We start from the raw sequence: 19769 nt of genomic DNA on the forward strand, positions 1-19769 counted from the left end.
TGGTCAAGTTAAAAGTGTCTCAAAGGAGAGGACAAGTGATACAATACTGACAAGAAAAATATTAAGGAGTGATCATTTTGGATAAGAAAGCAATTAATCCGCAAGACCTGGAATGGTATGAAAAAAGTTATGAAGACAAAGACGACAGTCTGGTCTTAGAACGGGCCGTTTCTCATAATGGGATTAACAACAGTGCTGCTGATTACAAGGCTGATGAAAAAATGAAACGAGTTTTCTCAGTCGAAGTTCCCGAACAACACGTTGCTGATCAGAAACAAAGTGGAAGGTGCTGGATGTTTTCAGCACTTAACACCATGCGTTTTAAGATTGCCGAAAACTACAAGGTTTCACCAAAATTTGAATTATCACAAAACTATGTTAACTTCTGGGATAAGTTTGAAAAATCAAACTACTTCTTAGAAAACGTGATTAAAACCGCTGATCAACCCTTAGGTTCACGCAAGATCGACTTCTTAATGGAAACCCCACAACAAGACGGGGGCCAATGGGACATGTTGTGCGCCATCATTGAAAAGTACGGAGTTGTTCCAAGTTCAACCATGGTTGAAACTTACAATAGTAATCGTTCTGACGAATTGAATCAGACTTTAAACCTGAAATTACGTCGGGATGCGGAAGAATTGCGTAAAATGGTGAAGGACGGTGCGACCGAAGAAAAGCTTGAATCAACTAAGAGTGAGATGCTAAACGATGTTTACCGCATTTTGGCATACTCGCTGGGCCGTCCAACGAAGCGCTTTGATTTCGAGTATCGCGACACTGACAACAAGTACCACATAGACAAAGATCTGACTCCGAAAGAGTTCTTTGATAAATACGTCAACATCAACCTGGAAGACTACGTTTCATTGATTAACTCACCAACTGGTGACAAGCCCTTTGACCAGACCTATACGATTGAAATGTTAGGCAACGTGGTTGGTGGCAGACAGGTTAAGCATTTAAACCTGAAGATTGATGAATTGAAAGACTTAGCCGTAAAACAGTTAAAGAACGGCGAAGCGGTTTGGTTCGGCTGTGACGTTGTCCAAGATTCTGACCGTAAAAAGGGCATCATGGATACGCACTTGTACCACAAGGATGCTTTGTTCAGCACTGACCTGAAGATGAGTAAGGGTGCAAGACTTGACTACAAGGAAAGCATGATGACTCACGCCATGGTGATTACCGGCGTTGACCTAGTCGATGATCAACCAACCAAGTGGAAGGTTGAAAACAGCTGGGGTGAAAAGGTCGGTGAAAAAGGTTACTTTGTCATGAGTGACGACTGGTTCAACGAATTTGTTTACCAGACCGTTATCAACAAGAAGTACATGTCTGACAAGCAACTTGAGGAACAAAAACAGGCACCTAAGATGCTTGAACCTTGGGACCCAATGGGTTCACTAGCTAGTTTTAAAAAATAATTAAAATTTTTGTTGACAGATATTGGTCGACGGATTAGTATACTTACAACAAATTAAATAAACGAGATGGAAAAGCTGAGTACCCGTTGAATTTTCTAAGAGAGTCTCTGGTCGGTGTGAAGGGATGAGATGAATTCGGGGAATATGGACTTTTAATCATTTACTGGCAAGAGTTTCGAACCAGTGACGGGGTTGCTACCGATATCATCGCAAGGCTCTTCTAGTTCAGACGTCGACTAGAGTAGTCTTTGAGGCAGTTACTTGAAAGGGTAACTGTAAACTAAGGTGGTAACACGAAAGCATTCGTCCTTTTTAATTAAAGGGCGGATGCTTTTTTTATTTAATTTAATGAATTAAGCAATCAAATAAAAATTAGGAAGTGGACATCATGAGGAGAAGTACTAAGTGGATTATTGGAATTATCATTGTGGTTGTGATCGTTGGGTTAGGTTGGTTTAGTTTTGCCAGACACTCGGCTGAGAGTAAAAAGACCGTTAACGTCGGTCTAATGAGCGGCTCTAAATCAGACGATGAGATTTGGAAGTCAGTCGCTGAGACTGCCAAGAAGAAGTATGGGGTTAACATTAAGTTCACCCACTTCACTGATTACACGCAACCGAACAAGGCTTTGACTCAACACGAGATTGATTTGAACTCATTTCAACATTATGCCTTCTTAGATAACTGGAATAAGCAAAATCATTCTGACATTGTTTCCGTTGGTAACACTTACATCGCTCCTATCAGACTTTATTCAAAGAAGTACAAGAACGTTAAGGATATTCCGGATGGTGGGACGATTGCCGTTCCAAACGATACTTCCAATGAGAGTCGTTCGCTTTACCTCCTTAAGAACGCGGGACTTATCACTTTGAAAAACCAGAAGGGCTTTTTAGGATTAAACGCCATTCAGAGTAATCCCAAGCACTTGAATTTTAAGGAAGTGGACGCATCACAAACCCCACGAGTACTAAACAGTGTCGATGGTGCTGTTATTAATAACACCTACGCTGTTCCCGCTCACTTAGGTGATAAGGAAACGATCTTTACCGAACCACTCAACAATGATTCGAAACAGTGGATCAATTTGATTGCTGCTAACAAGGACCAGAAGAATAACAAGAACTACAAAGACGTTGTAAAATCATTCCAGACCAAGAAGACCGAGCAACTGGTCAAGAAGTATTATGGAAACACCGAAATTCCTGCTTGGAATCGTAAATTTTAGGAGGAACTAATGAGTAATAATATTGTTCAATTCAAGGACGTCTCAGTTACGTTCAAACAAAAAAAGAATGTGATTCACGCCGTTTCAGACGTATCGTTGAAAATTCCCAAAGGTGAAATCTTCGGAATTGCTGGCTACTCCGGTGCCGGTAAATCGACGTTAGTTCGAACCATTAACCTGCTACAAAAACCAACCGACGGGGAAGTCGATGTGTTTGGGAAAACCTTCTATAAAAAAGAAGGCGACCAAGTTTCTTCAATTAATACTAAAGAGTTGCGTGATGAACGGCGTCAAATTGGAATGATTTTTCAGCATTTTAATCTGCTAGAAGAACAAAACGTCCAACGCAACGTTGAGTTCGGATTGAAGCACAGTGGTTTAAAGGAAAAAGAACGTGAGGCCAAAGCCAAGAAGATGCTCGACATTGTTGGTTTGGGTGATTACTTAAAAGCCTATCCATCCCAACTCTCTGGTGGTCAACAGCAACGAGTAGCGATTGCTAGAGCGCTCGCTAATGATCCCAAGATTTTGATCTCTGACGAAGCCACATCTGCACTTGACCCCAAGAACACCGATCAAATCTTGGATTTACTGAAAGAATTGAACGAGAAATATGGCTTAACGATTATTCTGATCACCCATGAAATGGAAGCCATCAAACGGATTTGTCAGGAAGTTGCCATCATGAGTCAAGGAAAAGTGGTTGATGTTGGCAATCTACTTGATATCTTCGTTGATTCGAAGAATCCAACTACCAGAAAGATTGTTGGAAACAGTTTTAACGCACTTGAAATTTTGAAGTCGATGAACATTGACGTTAACAAGCGAAATCTAGTTCAGTTGACGTATCTATCAGATGACATTAGCGATCCAATCATCGTTAGCCTGTACGAGAAGTTCCATATTTCTGCAAGTATCATCTACAGTAATATTGAAAAATTGGGTGAGCAGGTCGTTGGAACGTTGATTGTTGATTTACTTGGAAGTCAAGAGGATCAAGAAGCAGCGGTTAAATACCTTAATGGTCAAGACATCAAGGTCACTGAATTGAAGGAGGCAGAATAATGGGAGCTTGGTTTGCAACTCATTTTCCCAACGTGGTTTCGCAGGGATTAAATGGTGAAGAAGGCTGGATCACAGCCGTTAATCAGACAATTTACATGACGTTTTGGTCCGCAATCTTTGGTGGCATTGCGGGGATCATCTTCGGAGTTTGTTTAGTAATATTTGCGGATAACGGGATTATGCCATGTCATCCACTGTTCTGGATTATCGACAAAGTTGTTTCGCTATTCCGAGCCGTTCCATTTATCATCTTACTGGCCTTCATTGCCCCAGTGACGCAAAAGATCGTTGGAACCCAAATCGGGACGACGGCCGCTTTAGTACCTCTATCAGTCGGAGTCTTTCCGTTTTATGCGCGGCAGGTCCAAGTCGCCCTTGAAAGTGTCGATCATGGCATCATTGAATCAGCGGAATCACTAGGGGCCACGAACTGGGACTTAATCTTCGGCGTGTACCTTAGTGAAGCGCGTTCAGAGTTGATTCGAGTATCAACCGTAACTTTGATTAGTTTAGTTGGTTTAACCGCAATGGCCGGTGCCATTGGTGCTGGTGGCCTTGGTAACATGGCCATCTCATACGGGTACAACCGTTTCGCAAACGACACGACCTTGGTCGCAACGATCCTAGTTGTTATCATGGTTCTGATTATTCAAGTTGTTGGTGATGTCTGGGCCAAGTTCGCTAACCACGCCGATCGCGGTTAATAAATAAGAATTTAAAGAAGGGTGTTTAAGAATGGAAAAAGCAGAGAAAATCAAAATTTTACAGGATTTAATTCAGATTAAGTCCGTCAACGGTAATGAAATTGAGATCTCAGAGTACTTGTCAAAGCTGCTGAAAAAGCACGGTATTGACAGTAAGATTTTTCCGTTTGGCGACGGTCGTGCCAACTTGATTGCTGAACTTGGAACTGGTGAATCTGGGAAAGTACTGGCTTTAGAGGGACACCAAGATACGGTGGCAGTTGCTCATCCGGAAAATTGGAAACACGATCCGTTTAAGGGTGAAATCGTGGGTGATAAGATCTACGGTCGTGGTGCCGCTGACATGAAGAGTGGGCTAGCGGCCGAGGTGATTGCGCTCTGTGAACTAGCTGATAAGGGCGAGGTTCCTGATGGAAAGATTCGTTTGATTGCGACTTCAGGAGAAGAATTCGGTGCACCTGGTGCTTATAAGATTGAACCAAAGTATATTGACGATGTGGATGCTATGATTGTCGGTGAACCCTCCGATGGGGATGTCACCTATGCCCACTCTGGAAGTTTGAACTATCAGATTACTAGTACTGGAAAACCAGCGCACAGTTCGACTCCTGACTTGGGATTGAACGCCATTACTGGTTTGGTTAAATACATTCAAGCTGAGCCGGATTTCTTCAACGATTTACCAGTTGATCCAGTGCTTGGCAAAGTCCAACACAGTATCACCGTCATTAACGGTGGGGAACAGGTTAATATCATTCCTGGTTCGGCTAGTTTGCTTGGAAATGTCCGTCCGACCCCTTCATTTAATAACGACAACGTGATTGAATTGATTCAAACAATCGTTGATAAAGTGAACGACGAGACCCCATATCACCTCGAATTTAAGTTGGTTCACAACTTTTATCCAATTGAAACCGATAAGGACAATCAGTTCGTCCAGGATGCTTACGAGGTTACTAAAAAGGACTATCAGAATCGCAAGCCCGAGTTGATTGTCAATAACGGTGCGACTGATGCGAGTGTTTACGTTCAGGAAAACGACAAAATGGCCGTGATCTTGTTAGGTCCCAATAAGAACAACACGTCACACCAGATTAACGAGTATACGACACTTTCGAGTTATCTTGATACGATTAATGCTTATCAGGATATTGCGAACGATTTCTTTGAAAAGTAGTAAAAATAAAGGCCTTGAACTGTGGAGTTCAAGGCCCTTTTTGTGTGGTTAGTTATATTTTAGAAGTGGTAAACTAATACCAATGTAAAGATATGGAGGTTTCTTAGATGAATGATAAAATATCAAAGTCAGAAATTATAAAGGCACAAAAAGTATATAAACATTTGGTGGATCCTAAAACAAGAGAAAAATTCGACGAAGAGGCCAATAAAAGTATCGTCAAGAATCCAGAAGTGATCAAAGCATTGAAAATGCTTTCTAAAATATAATAATTTAATGGTATAAAAAAAGAAGCCTCATAAGAGACTTCTTTTTTTACTATTTTAAATTACCATCTTAAGATAGCCGCAACTTTCTTGTCAGTTGGCATATCGTCAGCAGGCAATACAGTAACATCACCATCAAGGCCAAGAACCGTCAATGCTAATGAGTTTAATTCGTTAGCTGGACGTGAACCTTCGGCGTTAACTTCAACGTCTTCACCGTTGTCCTTGCTTTGAACGTAAGCATCTTGTTGGATGATTAAGTTAGCAATCCGGTCGTCAATGGCAGCCTTCAAGATTTCATCGTAGTCATCAGTGGTTTTCTTAGCACCGTCGGCTTTGTCATAGACGTCTTTCATTGATTTCTCACCATCTGAAACGAAGTTATCATGGATGGTTTGAGCAATTTCTTGAACGTTTTCGCCAGCGTTTTTAACAGCAGCATCCATTTCAACGTGCTTGTCTTCAACCACGTATGGGTTGTGAGTAGCACGGTTGAAACGACCTTCGTCTTCAGCGTTTGCAACAACTACTAATGGATTGTGGTCCTTGTTTGAAACATGTTTTTGAACATATTTGTCAACCAATTCGTAGTATTCGTGAGTGTCCCACTTAGCTCCGTTCTTTCTAGGATCATCTTGGGTCTCAGTCTCAGTCTTGTCTGAGTCAAATGGATCTGGAGTATCGGTATCGTCATCAACAACGCTCAAGTCGTTAACGTGGAATACTTTGAAGTCGTCACGTTGTAAGAACAACATGTCAAAGTCAGGAACAAATTGGTATTGTCTTACGATTGGTAAGATTTGGAGTCTGTCTGAGAATGAGAATGCTGTTTGTGGAGCGTAGTTCAATTGAGCAACTTCGATGGAATCGTTAGTTACGTACATGATGATCCCCTTAGCAATGGTTGCCTTAGGTTGTAAAGTCTTTAGGTAGTTCTTAATTTGAAAATCATAGGCGTTCCAAAGTTCTGGTTTGTATTGTTTTTGAAATGCTTTTTTAGCAGTGTCAACCAAACTGTTGATTTGGGTGTTGTCTCTACGAGTATTGTCTTCCTTAGGATCCAAGGGTACAGTGATTGTTAAAACTGGGCCGTTATCGGATTCCAAGTCAAGCAAGTTTTTAATTTGATCTTTTTTGTCATGCTTAGCCATGGTAAAACCTCCATTAATAAATTGTTACTATACTCTACTATATTACCATTTTTAAAAACAATTGGAAACGGGTACCTCGATTAGAGTTTATCGGTTACCAGTCGTTTAATTAAAAAGAACACAATGAGGGCAAAAACGACGATGATACCGATTAGCACCATCAGTTTCTTGAAACTCCCCTGCAAAATCGTGTCACCACCAAGTGAATAGATGATTGAGATGGGGATGCTTCCTAGAATCGTCGCAATCTTCACTTTCTTGTCTGGAAACCGTTTCTTATCCTGATTGGCCTGAAAACTGACTAGAAACGTCGGGATAAAAGGGATCGAATATCCGATAATCAGACCGAGGAGGGGATGTTTTAAGTGTTTAAAGTGTTTGGCGTACTTATTGTTCTCGTATTTTCTAGCAATCCCTTTAAATGATGAAACAATCTTAGTCGTCCCGAAGTTACCAGCCGAAAGTCCAATCACGTTGATGATAATGCCAAGCCATTTCCCAAAACAAATCCCAGTGATGACACCGACAACTGCGACTGGTGCTCCTGGAATCATGGTCAAGATGTACAACAAGAAGATCAATAAGACAGCATCAATTAGACCGTGGTCACGGATTTCTTGAATCGCCGTGCCGCGGGTAGCGGGATTGAACATCATCTTAATCTCTGGCCAGTAATCCATGAATAGGATGTAAAAGAAGAGGACAGCGATGACAATGCCAAGGTATTTTAAAATGTCCATGCGATGTTCTTTAATGAATTCTACGATGATAAAAGACTCCTCCAAATGTTATAGCTATATCTTATAAGAAAATCTTAGCCACGTCTATTCTTTCGAAAAAAATAAACCAACCCCTAAACGGTTGGTTTATTGATTATTTTTCGGCGTGCTTCAAAACGTTTTGAGCGATGAAGGAAGCATACTTTGGCGTTCCTTGCACGTTAGGGTGCGTCTGGTCTTGATAGAGGTACTGTGGATGTGACTTAGCATAATCATACCAGTCGATCACATACAGGTTCTTATACTTCTTTTGAGCCTTCTTTAGAAACGAATTAACCTGGTTCTGCCATGGCTGGGTCGGAACGTAGGTGTTAATCCAGAAGACGTGCCGGTTCTTTCCCGCAATTTCCATATACTGTTTCATTGTCTCATCACTAATGGCACCGTTAGTTCCAAGGCCGATAATGACGTTTTTACCCAACAAACCTTGTTGTTGCATACTCTTCATGATGGCAACTCCATCTTGAGGGTGACGCGAGGTGGCAGCATCAATGTACAGTTTTGGAAAGATCTTTTGCAGATTATCGCGTCCAGATAGCATGACTGAGTCACCAATGGCACTTCCAGAGAGGTTCTGAGCTTCTTGGAGTTGTTGCTTGGTTAGTCCGTCTTTTTCCAGCTTCTTATTGACTTTCGTGTTCTTTGATTTTTTACCGGATTTGATTTCTTTGGCTAGTTTTTCGTTGTGCTTATCTTGCGCCTTAGAGTTCTTTTGAATTCGGGTGGCCAGTTGCGTGTGATTGGCGGCCTTCGGATTAACCGTGGTTGATTGGAAGATACCAACCGTGCCAATGGTTAATACAATAATTGCTAGGACCTTTAGGACCATGTGGTGCTTAAAGCACGAGGTCAGCCAATCTTTAATCTGGTCAAGACTCATCTTGTAAACGTTGAAGAGGGTCTTGAAGAATTCAGGGACCCGATGGTAATCGTATTTTGCGAGCGGAACCTCAATGAAGCGGTACGATAATTCTGAGATAATGATGATAATCGCAATTTCGATAAGAGCGTACAACCATTGATGATCAGCTACATCTTTAAATTTGTCGGCAAAGAAAACAAAAACAGGGAACTGATAAACATAGATTTCATAACTTCTAGAACCAATCCAATCAAATAACTTGTTGGTTAGGATGCGGTTCCAGTGACTATTAGGATGAACAACCGCCATCATGGCCATTATGGTAAAGATCGAGAACAGTGCCATGCCACCACGATACAAAAACGGTGATTGTGAACCAGTGGTAACGATGATCCAACCCATTCCTACCATTCCGATTAGACCAAAGACGTCCAGTAAAAACGATTTTTGGTTGTCATGATCGCGTTTCTGGGTACTCGGCCAGAAGACGGCCAGGGCAGCACCAAAAAGAATTGAGAACATCCGGGTGTCAGTCCCGTAGTAAACTCGACTAGGATCACTACCAGGATGATACAGAACGGCCATTAAAATGACTGAAAGAACTGATAGTAGAATGGCAGTGTAGAAAATGGGATGTTTGTTTCCGTGAAATTTCTTAAGTAAGAAGTAGGCAATCAGGGGCCAAACTAGGTAGAATTGACCTTCAATCGCAAGGGTCCAAAGGTGAGTAAATGGGGAAGCACTTCCAGCAAAGTTCTGGAAGTACGATTGACCATTCATGATTTCCCACCAGTTATATACGTAAGCTAAGTTAGATACGACGCTCTGCCATAGATTCGCGAGTAGATTACGTTGAAACAATGTTATGTATGCAGCGGTCGCAAATAACATCGTAATGAGGGTGGGATACAGCCGCTTTAATCGTTTTGACCAAAAGTAGCCGTAGCGGAAATGGTTCGTTTCATGGTACTCGGTAATCAGATGATCGGTAACCAAATATCCTGACAACGTCAAAAACACCGGAACCCCTAGGTATCCTCCAGTAAATACGCTAGGTGACAGGTGATATAAGATGACACAGATAACGGCAAGTGCCCGTAAGCCGGTGAAGCCGGTAATAAACCGACGTTTTGTAGTTTTATTATTCATATTATTGGATCCCTAATTATTAGTTTGTATAATAGCCAGTCTAGCACGCAAAGACCGCACTGTATACGGGTTTCAGCAAATCTTAAGAAAAAGATTTTGGGCACAAAAAAACATCTACCATAATTGGTAGATGTTTTTAAAAATATAACTAACTTAATTAGTCACCACTAGCAAGTTTAGTCTTGTCAGTATTCTTAGTGATTTCGATAGTGTCTTTTCTAAGGTCAGCCTTAAGATGTTTAACATCTTGGTGATCCAAGTAGTACATCGCAATCTTATCTCTTAATTGTTGTTCGATTACTCGACGTAATGGACGAGCACCCATGGCTTCGTCGTAACCTTGATCCATCAACCATTTCTTAGCATCTGGAGTTACGTAAAGTTCCATGTCTTTTTGAGCTAAGGTGTCGTTTAAGTTACCGATCATCAGGTCAACAATCTTGCTTAAGTCGTCCTTAGTCAAGTGTGAGAACTCAACAATGGCATTGAATCGGTTCAAGAATTCAGGTCTGAAGTATGGAGCCAAACGGTCCATAATTGACATGTCCTTCTTGTTGTTCTTGCTCATTGAATCGTTTCCGAATCCGGCGTTTGAAGTAGCAATGATAACGGTGTTCTTAAAGTCGACCACGTTACCTTGACCATCAGTCAAACGACCATCGTCCATAACTTGAAGTAATAGGGTAATTACTTGTGGGTTAGCCTTTTCAATTTCATCAAGCAATACGATTGAGTATGGGTTTCTTCTTACTTGTTCAGTAAGGGTATTACCATTGTCACCGTAACCAACGTAACCAGCTGAAGTACCAATCATCTTGGATACAGCAGTTACATCTTGGTATTCTGACATATCAAGTCTGATGATTGAGTTTTCATCGTTGAACATGTCTTTAGCCAATTGCTTAACTAATTCAGTCTTACCAACACCAGTAGGTCCAACGAATAAGAATGAACCAATTGGACGGTTACCCTCGTCAAAACCGGCACGGTTTCTACGGATAGCGTTAACAACTAGGTCAACAGCTTGGTCTTGACCAATGACACGGCCCTTAAGACGAGTATCCATACCTTTCAATCTTTCAAGGTCGTTAGCACTCATTTGTGAAACTGGAATACCAGTTAATCTTTCAACTGAGTCAGCAATGTCTGATACCTTTGCAACAGGACGGTCAGTGTTAGTGTCGTCACTCTTAAGTTTCTTTTCGATATCTTCGATCTTAGTCTTTGCTTTAGCTGCATCTTCGTACTTTTCAGCTTTAGCTGCGTCTTCTTTTTCCTTCTTAGCGTCCTTTAATTCACTTTCAAGGGTAACCTTGTCAGTAACAGGGTGCTTTGCGGCTAAGTGAGCAGCGGTCATATCGATCAAGTCAATGGCCTTGTCAGGTAATGAACGTTGAGGGATGTATTGAACTGAGTAGTCAACGGCAGCTTTTAAAACATCGTCAGGTAAGGTAACTTGGTGATGGTCTTCGTAAGCTTTCTTGATGCCCTTCAAGATTTCAAGGGTAGTAGCTTTACTTGGAGCGTCAACAGTAACGTCATTGAAACGACGTGCAAGTGCAGAGTCTTTCATAATGGTGTTTCTGTATTCGTCTTGAGTAGTGGCACCAATAACTGAGATTTCACCACGGCTCAAAGCTGGTTTGATCATGTCAGCTAACCCTTTGCTTCCAGATTCGTCACCAGAAGCACCGGCACCGACGATTTGATGAATTTCATCAAAGAATAGGATAACGTTTTTACGTTCTTCAACTTCTTTGATTAATTTTTGAATATTTTCTTCGTATGAACCACGGTATTGAGTACCGGCTTCAAGAGAAGATAAATCGATTGAAATGATTTGCTTGTCTTTGATTGCGCCAGGGACATCACCCTTAACGATCTTTTGAGCTAAACCTTCAACGATGGCAGTCTTACCAACACCAGCGTCACCAACTAAAATTGGGTTGTTTTTGATGCGACGACTCAAAATTTCAGCGGTTTCTTGGATTTCTTTGTCACGTCCAATAACTGGGTCAAGTAAACCTTGTTTAGCTTCATCAGTTAGGTTTCGACCAACTTTGTCCAAGTAACTTTCAGCTTTCTTTTGTTGCTTGGCGTTGTTGCCTCCGCCGTTTCTACCACGACGACCAGGGATTTGACCTGATTTTCTCATTGCTTCAACTTCTTCAGGAGTAAGTTCGTGACCGTTAACAACGTAACGAGCATTAGGGTTTTGACCCATTCCTCCATTCATTAGACTATTAAATAAATCGTCCATTCCGTTTCCGAATGGATCATTTCCAAAATTGTCTGCCATGTGCAATTTCCCTCTTTCCTATTTTCACCACTTGGTGAGTTTATAACTACATAAGATAAACAATAGGAACATATCTCAAGTTCCAATTCTAATTATACCAGTTTTGAATTGAATGCATAGTAATTAGCTCATATCTACCGGGTTTGGTCAACGTTGGTCAAACTATTTCCCTTGACTGGTGCCGATTTGCAAGATTTTTAATTTATAGTTTACTTCAGGGGCTTTTACTGAAATTGTTTCATTAAGATGATGACCTAGTAATGATTTTCCAAGTGGAGAATCGTAAAAAATTTTGTTTTCATCTAATTTAGAGAATTCAGCTTCTTGTTTCCCCACAATAAGGAAGGAATCTAAATCACCGTCTTCTAAAAATTGCACTTTAACCTCGCTACCAATGCCGATTCGGTCATTATCAGGTTTTCTAACAATCTCAGCATATTGTTCCTGTTTTCTAAAATAACGCAAGCGACTTTCTAATCGATGGAGTTCTCTTTTAGAGGTACTGTATTCCGCGTTTTCAGAACGGTCACCCAGAGCAGCGGCATCGTGTAAGGCTTGGATTTTTCCCGGACGATTTTTTTGCAGCTTTTTGATTTCATTTTGAATCTGTTTGTAGCCGTTGCGTGTCATTTTATTAAAGTATGTCGCCAACTTAGTTCACCTCAGTCTTTTTCCTATTTTCGACCAAATTTTAACATAATGTAGTTTAAATAATGGTAACAAAAGGTAACTTATTGCCTTATAAAGTTTTCATCGTTAGCAGCTTATGATATTATTACACTATGATTAATTCAAAATCGATTTTATTCTAAGGAGAAATAATATGAGAAGCCGTCACATGGAGAAGAAATCTCATAAGACTCGTAACATCATTATTCTAGTTGTGATCGTGATTGTAGCGATTGTTTTAGCGTTTTTAGGATATGGTGCTTACAAGTATAAATCTGCATCAAATGAAATTAACAAAGCTTATAAGAGTGCAGGAATCAAGAAACAACGAGATACTGACGCGCTGTTAAATCATAAAAAACCAATTTCAATCCTATTACTTGGGACTGATACGGGTGCTCTTGATCGTGATTATAAAGGTCGAACCGATACTTTAATGGTTGCCACCCTTAATCCAGAGACCAAGAAAATGACGCTCACAAGTATCCCACGTGATACTGCCGTTAATATTCCCGGATACCCACAGTATTCACCATCTAAGATTAATGCCGCTTACACTTACGGAAGTGCTGGGACCGCCATTAAGACCGTTGAAAAACTGTTAAACGTTCCAATTGATTTCTATGTCTTAATTAACATGGGTGGCTTAAAGGAAATCGTTGACCAAGTAGGTGGAGTCACTATCACACCAACGTTGTCCTTTAGTTATGAAGGCTATAACTTCAAGAAGGGTCAACCAACTAAGATGGACGGAAAAGAAGCACTTTCTTATTCAAGAATGAGATATTCTGACCCAGCTGGTGATTACGGAAGAACAATGCGGCAACGTCAGGTTCTTCAAGCAATTGCAGCTAAAGGTGGTTCGGTATCACATCTCATGAACAACGACTTCATTAGTTCAATTGCCAAGTCCAGTCAGACTGATTTGGACTCAAGTGATTTGACGAAACTTGCTACTAGTTACCGTGAACACGGTGACTTTGTTGATAATCATCTTCAGGGTGAAAACCAGATGATTGAGAACTCAGCAATGCAGGTGCCAACGGAAAGTCAATTGCAACAGACTACCAACTTCATTCGGAAGAATCTAGGTTTGCCTGCCGCTAAGACTGGAACCGCAGCTTATCACTAGATTTAAATAGCAACGAGATGTTCTCCTAAGTTTATGAGGAGAACATTTTAGCGTAAAGGGTAATTAGAACTAAGTATGAGGGAGTCATGATGAATGGAAGAGAACCTAAAGAGAAAGACGATCTGGCTTGATCCCAAAAAAGTCCAGAATCGCCCAGTCTACTTTACGTGTAAAAGAATATTTGACATCACTGCCAGTCTAATTGGGCTTATCTTACTAAGTCCTTTATTCTTAGTGCTTAGCATTCTAATCAAGTGTGATGGGTCGCATGGTAAGGTTTTTTACACGCAAAAACGAGTTGGTTGTAATGGGGACGTTTTCAACATGTATAAGTTTCGGTCGATGATCCCTAACGCTGACAAAAAATTAGCTGAACTTAAAAAATTTAATGAAGTTGATGGGGCCATGTTTAAGATGAAGGATGACCCCCGAGTTACCAAGGTCGGGCGTTTCATTCGAAAGTATAGTTTAGACGAACTGCCTCAGTTAGTGAACGTCTTGATTGGTGAAATGTCACTGGTTGGGCCACGTCCACCGCTTCCAAAAGAAGTCGCCGAATACACGGACTATGATCGCCAGAGACTGTTAGTCAAACCTGGCTGTACTGGTTTGTGGCAGGTGACGGGGAGAAATAACGTCGGTTTTGATGACATGGTTTATTTGGACATCGTCTACATTATGAACAGTGGTTTCTGGTTTGATCTGAAGATCATATGCAAGACGGTTCAGATTATGGTGGTTCCAAACGCTGCTTATTAAAGAGGTTGAAGGATGAAAATTGCAATTCTGGTGGCGTCCCATAAAGATGCGCCGATGCCAAAAGATCAAGATTTGTACCGACCAGTTTTAGTTGGTGCTGACAAAAATTATAAGGGCCAAAAGGGTTTTCAACTGGATAATCAAGGTGACAACATCTCGGCCAAAAATCCCAATTACAATGAACTAACTGCCGTTTACTGGGCATGGAAGAACTTACATGATGTCGATGCCATTGGGCTGGTTCACTATCGTCGTCTTTTTAGCAAACACCTTGATCGTTCGCTTGATAAGGTGCTGACTAATGAGCAAGCCGAAAAGATGCTAGAAAAGGCTCCAGTCGTGTTACCACGAAAGCGGTACTACGTCGTTGAAACCATTTATTCGCATTATGTACACTCTCACTACAAAGAGCCGTTAGAGGAGACTCGTAAGGCCATTTCAGAAATCGATCCCGATTACTTAGCCAGTTTTGACCAGGTCATGCACAGTCGTTCAGCCCACATGTTTAACATGTTCATCATGAAAACAAATTACTTTGACGACTATTGTAAATGGCTCTTTAACATTCTTTTTAACGTCGAAAAACAAATTGACATTTCCAATTATTCGGTTCAAGAGGCGCGGGTCTTCGGTTATTTATCCGAAGTTTTGATGGACGTTTGGATTAATAAAAATCACGTTAAATATACCGAATGCAACTGGATTCAAATCGGTGATCGTCATTTAGTTAAAAAGGCGTGGGGCTTTGTAAAACGAAAGTTCTCCAGTAACGTCGGAAAAGACGAAACGCACTACTAGAAAGAGGAGCCATTAATGACTGACTATGACATTAGTATCATCATGCCCAGTTTTAATTCGGAAAAATCAATTGGAAACGCCATTGATTCGATTTTCAATCAGAAAACCGATTTTAGCTTTGAGCTTTTAATTATTGATGATGGATCCTCCGACGACACTGTAAATATTATCAAGTCACGGATGCTCCATCACAAGAGCATCCAACTTTTTTATACTGACCATCAGTATCAAGCTGAGGCCAGAAACAAGGGGCTCAGTCATGCTGCTGGGAAATACATCATGTTTTCTGATGATGATGATGAATATTTACCCGGATACATTCAAACGATGGGTGAGAAGATTCAAGACATGCAACTAGTAATTGCGGGAATCGAGAAGAAATTTCCGAATGGTCGGGTCGAGGTTGAGGATCATTCGGTAATGGAGGATGCTACTAGTGATGCTCAGCTGCTTGGGGATTACCTTACTAAAAATCAAGAAATGGACGTCGGCCTTTGGAATAAGATTTTTGTTAAAGCCATTATTGAGGAACATCAGATTAAGATGAGCAACAAAAACTTCTTTGAAGACAGTTTGTTTGTACTTCAATACCTGTTGTCGATTAATTGGGAACAGATTGGCTACATTAATCAACCGATGTATTTGTTGTATAAGCATGAGGGATCAACTACGAATACGTATGATCCTCAATTACTTGATAAGTGTAATGAGTACATTGATAAGGTCGATAAATTAATCGCTAACCACCCAGAATTAGCGAAATACTTCAGAAGCTTCAAGGCGCGGATTGACTTGTTTTACGTTCACCGCAACATCTTGAATAATCCGAATTGGGACGCTCAATCGCAGCGTTTGATCTTGCGGCCTTTAATTAGTTCGTCCGCTTTAAAGGAATTGAGCAAGAAGTATGTTGTTGCAATTGTTTTGGCTTTCATGATGCCAAAGACTTACATTAAGTTGTATTCAAAACGAAAGTGAGAAATAGATTTGAACTTAAAGTCTTTTGTGTATAAGGCGTTTAACGATGCTCTTTATATTCCAATCTATCAAATTAAATATAAGAAACAATTTCAAGCTTTGAAAGTTAAATCCATTGAACAAACCATCGACGCGATTACTGGCGATCATATTTCCCTTAGCCGATTTGGTGATGGCGAGTTTAAATGGATTAACATGACGGGTCAGAAATCGTTTGAACGCGATTCAAAAGAATTGAGCGAACGGCTTTTAGAAGTGCTGCACTCAAATCTTAATGGTCATGAGATTGGACTTCCTCAAGCTTTTAGAGATCCAAGTATCATGAACGCTGACATGTACTGGGAACGTGAAATGGGGAAATTTGGTTCTGAGTGGCTTAAAAATTTAGATCAAAATCGAATTTATTATAATGCCAGCGTTACCCGCATTTACATGGATTTAAAAGACAAGAATATTACTAAGTACGTTTTTGATGAGTTTAAGAAATACGTTTCAAATAAAAAGGTTTTAGTAATTGAGGGTGACCAGACGCACTTTGGTGAAGGGAACGACCTATTAGAAAGTGCAAGGGGGATACTTCGGCTGGAATGTCCAAGTCATAATGCTTTTGAACAGTATGATGACATTTTAATTCGATCTAAAGATTTAATTGTAAAAGAAAATCCAGATTTAGTCCTGGCCGCACTGGGCCCAACGGCTACCATTCTTTCGTATGACCTGACTAAAACGTTAAACAAACAGGTTCTTGATATTGGTCACTTTGATGTGGAGTATACTTGGTTTTTAAACGGAGATAAGAAGAGAACCAAAATTGATGGGAAAGCCGTTAATGAAGTTAAAAGTAATTAAAATTATCTGATTATCGTATTTGTAAAATGTAGGAGTTGTTTTTAATGGGCCAAATTAATAATCGGCGATGGTTTAAGGTCATAAATTATGTGTTTATATTTTTCTTAGTATTAAGTTGTAAGAGTGTGTTTTGGGTTTCGACGTATCAACCTTTTAAAATTGTTAAAATTGGAGCGTTTTTTTTACCATTATTAATCGTTTTTGAATATGTTTTTTATTATCGTGATACTATCATGGAGCGGTTTAAAAGAGTAAAAGTACCTCTGGTTATTTTTATAGTATTTATGAGTATCTTTTTGATTTGTAATTTTTTTGTTTATCAGTACTCATTGCCTAGAATTATATTTTTTTGTTTATATCTACCAATAATTCTTTACTTATATAGTTGTATTGTGATTTATGAAAAGCAAAATGTAATTGTTTACTTTATTAATATTGTTACCTGTCTATCAGTAATGTCGTTGTTCTTTTGGTTACTTTCTGAGTTTGATATTCCCACTAATACTGAATTTATTGCCCAATGGGGACATGATATTAAAGTTCCTGGTTATTTTATTTTTCAATTTGTGACTCAAGGTTCTGTTCCATTTTTAGGTATTAATCTAGTGAGAAATACAGGCTTATTCATTGAAGCTCCGATGTTCTCATTTGTGTTATCTAGTGCAATTATCTTTACCTTATTTTTATGTCCAGACCTTAAACAACGAAAATTAAAGTTGGTAATTCTTTATATGACAATCATTACCACTACTTCTACTACAGGAATCATTATTTCATTATTATCATTAGTGATTTATATTTTTGCGGTAGAATGGAAAGGGATTGTCAAGAAAATTTCAAAGTTTGATAGATATATTATTGGATTTTTCTTGGTTGCTTTTGCTTGTTTTTTTGCTGGATTTGTAATTTCTAGTAAGATGCAGTCAATGAAGAGTTCTACTACCATTAGAAGTAATGATATTTCAGCTGGTTTCCATGCTTTTATGCTCCATCCAATTATTGGAAATGGAATTGGTAACTTTGATATATTAAAGAAATTTATGTCTGCATCCAGACTAAAAGCGGGTGGAAATGATGGCTTTTCAGCTGGATTAATGCAAGTACTTGCATATGGGGGAATCGTACTTTTACTAATTTATCTCGTTCCTTTGATTTATTCTATTGTTAAAAAAGACTTAAATACTATAATTGTATCTTCACTATTGCTAGTATTATTGTTTTTTACTATTGTTAATGAAGTAGAATTATATTTCTTTTTATCAATTTATTTAGTAAGCTATTTATACTTGACGGGTGGAACCCAAAACAATTTAAGTGGGGCTCGCCCTAATAAACTATTACATTTTGGAGGATAACATGACTGATTATTTAGTGGTTGGTTCTGGATTATTTGGATCAACCTTTGCATATGAAGCTGCTAAACGCGGCAATCACGTTGAGGTGATTGAGAAGCGTGATCACGTTGGTGGCAATATCTATACCAAAGAAGTAGAGGGCATCCAAGTTCACGAATATGGAGCTCATATTTTTCATACCAAAATGAAGGACATCTGGAATTATGTGCATCAATTTGCGGACTTTAACAATTATGTTAACAGTCCGATTGCTAACTATCACGGTGAAATCTATAACATGCCGTTCAACATGAACACTTTTAATAAACTATGGGGTGTTAGAACACCAGAAGAAGCTAAGGCTAAGATTGAGGAACAAAAGCGGAGTGCTAATATTCCGGATAAGCCAACTAACTTGGAAGAACAGGCTATCTCACTGGTTGGTCCTGACTTGTACGAAAAATTGGTAAAGGGATACACTGAGAAACAGTGGGGCAGAAAAGCCACTGATCTCCCAGCCTTTATCATTAGAAGAATCCCAGTCCGATTCATTTATGATAACAACTACTTTAGCGATCCATACCAGGGAATTCCCATTGGTGGATACACTCAAATTATCGAAAAGATGCTTGCTAGTGACTTAATCGATGTTAAAACTAACACTGACTTCTTTGATAAAAAGGATGAATATTTGAAGTCTGGTAAGCGTATCATCTTTACCGGAATGATTGACCAGTTCTTTGAATATGAATTGGGAGCTCTGGAGTACCGTAGCTTGAAGTTTGATACTGAAGTGAAAGACGTTGATAACTACCAAGGGAACGCGGTAGTCAACTATACCGATGCTGAGACGCCTTACACCAGAGTTATTGAACACAAACACTTTGAGTTCGGTAAGGGTAATAAGAATAAGACCGTCATCACCCATGAGTATCCAAAGACATGGCACCGTGGGGATGAACCATACTACCCAATCGATGATAAAAAGAATCGTTCTTTGTACAAGAATTACGTAGAATTAGCTGAAAAAGATGCGCCAAACGTTGTCTTTGGTGGCCGGTTAGGTCAGTACCGTTACTACAACATGGATCAGACCATCATGTCAGCTTTGAGACTAGTTAAAAACGAATTTGGTGAATAAAT

General features: G+C 39.8%; 18 protein-coding genes and 1 other annotated feature. Of the genes, 13 read left to right on the plus strand and 5 right to left on the minus strand.

The genetic code is table 11. The annotated features are described in order from the left end of the window. Positions 1-77: 77 nt before the first annotated feature. The 6 genes from AC6UDC_RS01320 to AC6UDC_RS01345 all read left to right on the plus strand — a co-directional run bounded on the left by AC6UDC_RS01320 (position 78) and on the right by AC6UDC_RS01345 (position 5870). Positions 78-1427 carry a C1 family peptidase gene (locus tag AC6UDC_RS01320; protein ID WP_500720919.1) on the plus strand — a complete coding sequence of 450 codons (1350 nt, stop codon included), beginning with the start codon at positions 78-80 and terminating at the stop codon, positions 1425-1427. A 57-nt stretch (positions 1428-1484) separates the two neighbouring features. Continuing rightward, positions 1485-1741, plus strand: a binding site (T-box leader). Positions 1742-1815: 74 nt separating this feature from the next. Beyond that, the gene (locus tag AC6UDC_RS01325; protein WP_500696375.1) at positions 1816-2655 is read left to right on the plus strand and encodes a MetQ/NlpA family ABC transporter substrate-binding protein; all 840 of its coding nucleotides are present in this window, start codon (positions 1816-1818) and stop codon (positions 2653-2655) included. 9 nt (positions 2656-2664) lie between these two features. Then, the gene (locus AC6UDC_RS01330; protein ID WP_500695430.1) at positions 2665-3720 is read left to right on the plus strand and encodes a methionine ABC transporter ATP-binding protein; all 1056 of its coding nucleotides are present in this window, start codon (positions 2665-2667) and stop codon (positions 3718-3720) included. Beyond that, positions 3720-4424: a methionine ABC transporter permease gene (locus AC6UDC_RS01335; RefSeq protein WP_500695429.1), complete on the plus strand. Its 705-nt coding sequence runs from the start codon at positions 3720-3722 to the stop codon at positions 4422-4424. Before AC6UDC_RS01330 ends, AC6UDC_RS01335 begins: the two co-directional genes overlap by 1 nt. A 31-nt stretch (positions 4425-4455) precedes the next feature. Then, a complete protein-coding gene (locus AC6UDC_RS01340) occupies positions 4456-5601 on the plus strand; it encodes an ArgE/DapE family deacylase (RefSeq protein WP_500720922.1) in 1146 nt (381 codons plus the stop codon). 107 nt (positions 5602-5708) lie between these two features. After that, positions 5709-5870: a hypothetical protein gene (locus AC6UDC_RS01345; RefSeq protein ID WP_500720924.1), complete on the plus strand. Its 162-nt coding sequence runs from the start codon at positions 5709-5711 to the stop codon at positions 5868-5870. A 59-nt stretch (positions 5871-5929) separates the two neighbouring features. Here the strand turns inward: AC6UDC_RS01345 and AC6UDC_RS01350 are convergent, their stop codons facing one another. The 5 genes from AC6UDC_RS01350 to AC6UDC_RS01370 form a co-directional block, all read right to left on the minus strand. Then, positions 5930-7018, minus strand: a complete 1089-nt coding sequence (locus AC6UDC_RS01350; RefSeq protein WP_500720926.1) for a baeRF3 domain-containing protein — start codon at positions 7016-7018, stop codon at positions 5930-5932. Between the two features lie 80 nt (positions 7019-7098). After that, a complete protein-coding gene (locus AC6UDC_RS01355; protein ID WP_500696383.1) occupies positions 7099-7758 on the minus strand; it encodes a TVP38/TMEM64 family protein in 660 nt (219 codons plus the stop codon). A gap of 133 nt (positions 7759-7891) precedes the next feature. Further along, positions 7892-9808 (minus strand): acyltransferase family protein, encoded by a 1917-nt coding sequence (locus AC6UDC_RS01360; protein ID WP_500720928.1) that lies wholly within the window; start codon positions 9806-9808, stop codon positions 7892-7894. Positions 9809-9965: 157 nt separating this feature from the next. Continuing rightward, on the minus strand, positions 9966-12107 hold the full coding sequence (locus tag AC6UDC_RS01365) for an ATP-dependent Clp protease ATP-binding subunit (protein WP_500708963.1): 2142 nt from the start codon (positions 12105-12107) through the stop codon (positions 9966-9968). 162 nt (positions 12108-12269) lie between these two features. Continuing rightward, complete coding sequence (locus AC6UDC_RS01370; RefSeq protein WP_500706345.1) at positions 12270-12737, minus strand: GreA/GreB family elongation factor; 468 nt, start codon at positions 12735-12737, stop codon at positions 12270-12272. Between the two features lie 193 nt (positions 12738-12930). On the opposite strand from AC6UDC_RS01370, the gene AC6UDC_RS01375 reads away from it, so the two are divergent. From AC6UDC_RS01375 to glf, 7 genes are all read left to right on the plus strand, one after another. Next, positions 12931-13908 carry an LCP family protein gene (locus tag AC6UDC_RS01375; protein WP_500693330.1) on the plus strand — a complete coding sequence of 326 codons (978 nt, stop codon included), beginning with the start codon at positions 12931-12933 and terminating at the stop codon, positions 13906-13908. Between the two features lie 93 nt (positions 13909-14001). Then, entirely contained in the window at positions 14002-14667 is a 666-nt protein-coding gene (locus AC6UDC_RS01380) for a sugar transferase (RefSeq protein ID WP_500693331.1), read from the plus strand. A 12-nt stretch (positions 14668-14679) separates the two neighbouring features. After that, entirely contained in the window at positions 14680-15465 is a 786-nt protein-coding gene (locus AC6UDC_RS01385) for a DUF4422 domain-containing protein (RefSeq protein WP_500720930.1), read from the plus strand. A 15-nt stretch (positions 15466-15480) separates the two neighbouring features. Continuing rightward, a complete protein-coding gene (locus AC6UDC_RS01390) occupies positions 15481-16443 on the plus strand; it encodes a glycosyltransferase family 2 protein (RefSeq protein WP_500720932.1) in 963 nt (320 codons plus the stop codon). A 9-nt stretch (positions 16444-16452) separates the two neighbouring features. Beyond that, a complete protein-coding gene (locus AC6UDC_RS01395; protein WP_500720935.1) occupies positions 16453-17292 on the plus strand; it encodes a GT-D fold domain-containing glycosyltransferase in 840 nt (279 codons plus the stop codon). A gap of 44 nt (positions 17293-17336) precedes the next feature. Further along, positions 17337-18647, plus strand: coding sequence for a hypothetical protein (locus AC6UDC_RS01400; protein WP_500720938.1), 1311 nt, complete (start codon positions 17337-17339; stop codon positions 18645-18647). A 1-nt stretch (position 18648) separates the two neighbouring features. Further along, on the plus strand, positions 18649-19767 hold the full coding sequence (gene glf / locus AC6UDC_RS01405) for a UDP-galactopyranose mutase (protein WP_500720941.1): 1119 nt from the start codon (positions 18649-18651) through the stop codon (positions 19765-19767). Positions 19768-19769: the final 2 nt, after the last annotated feature.

This window comes from Fructilactobacillus sp. X7R7C1, from assembly GCF_059901065.1.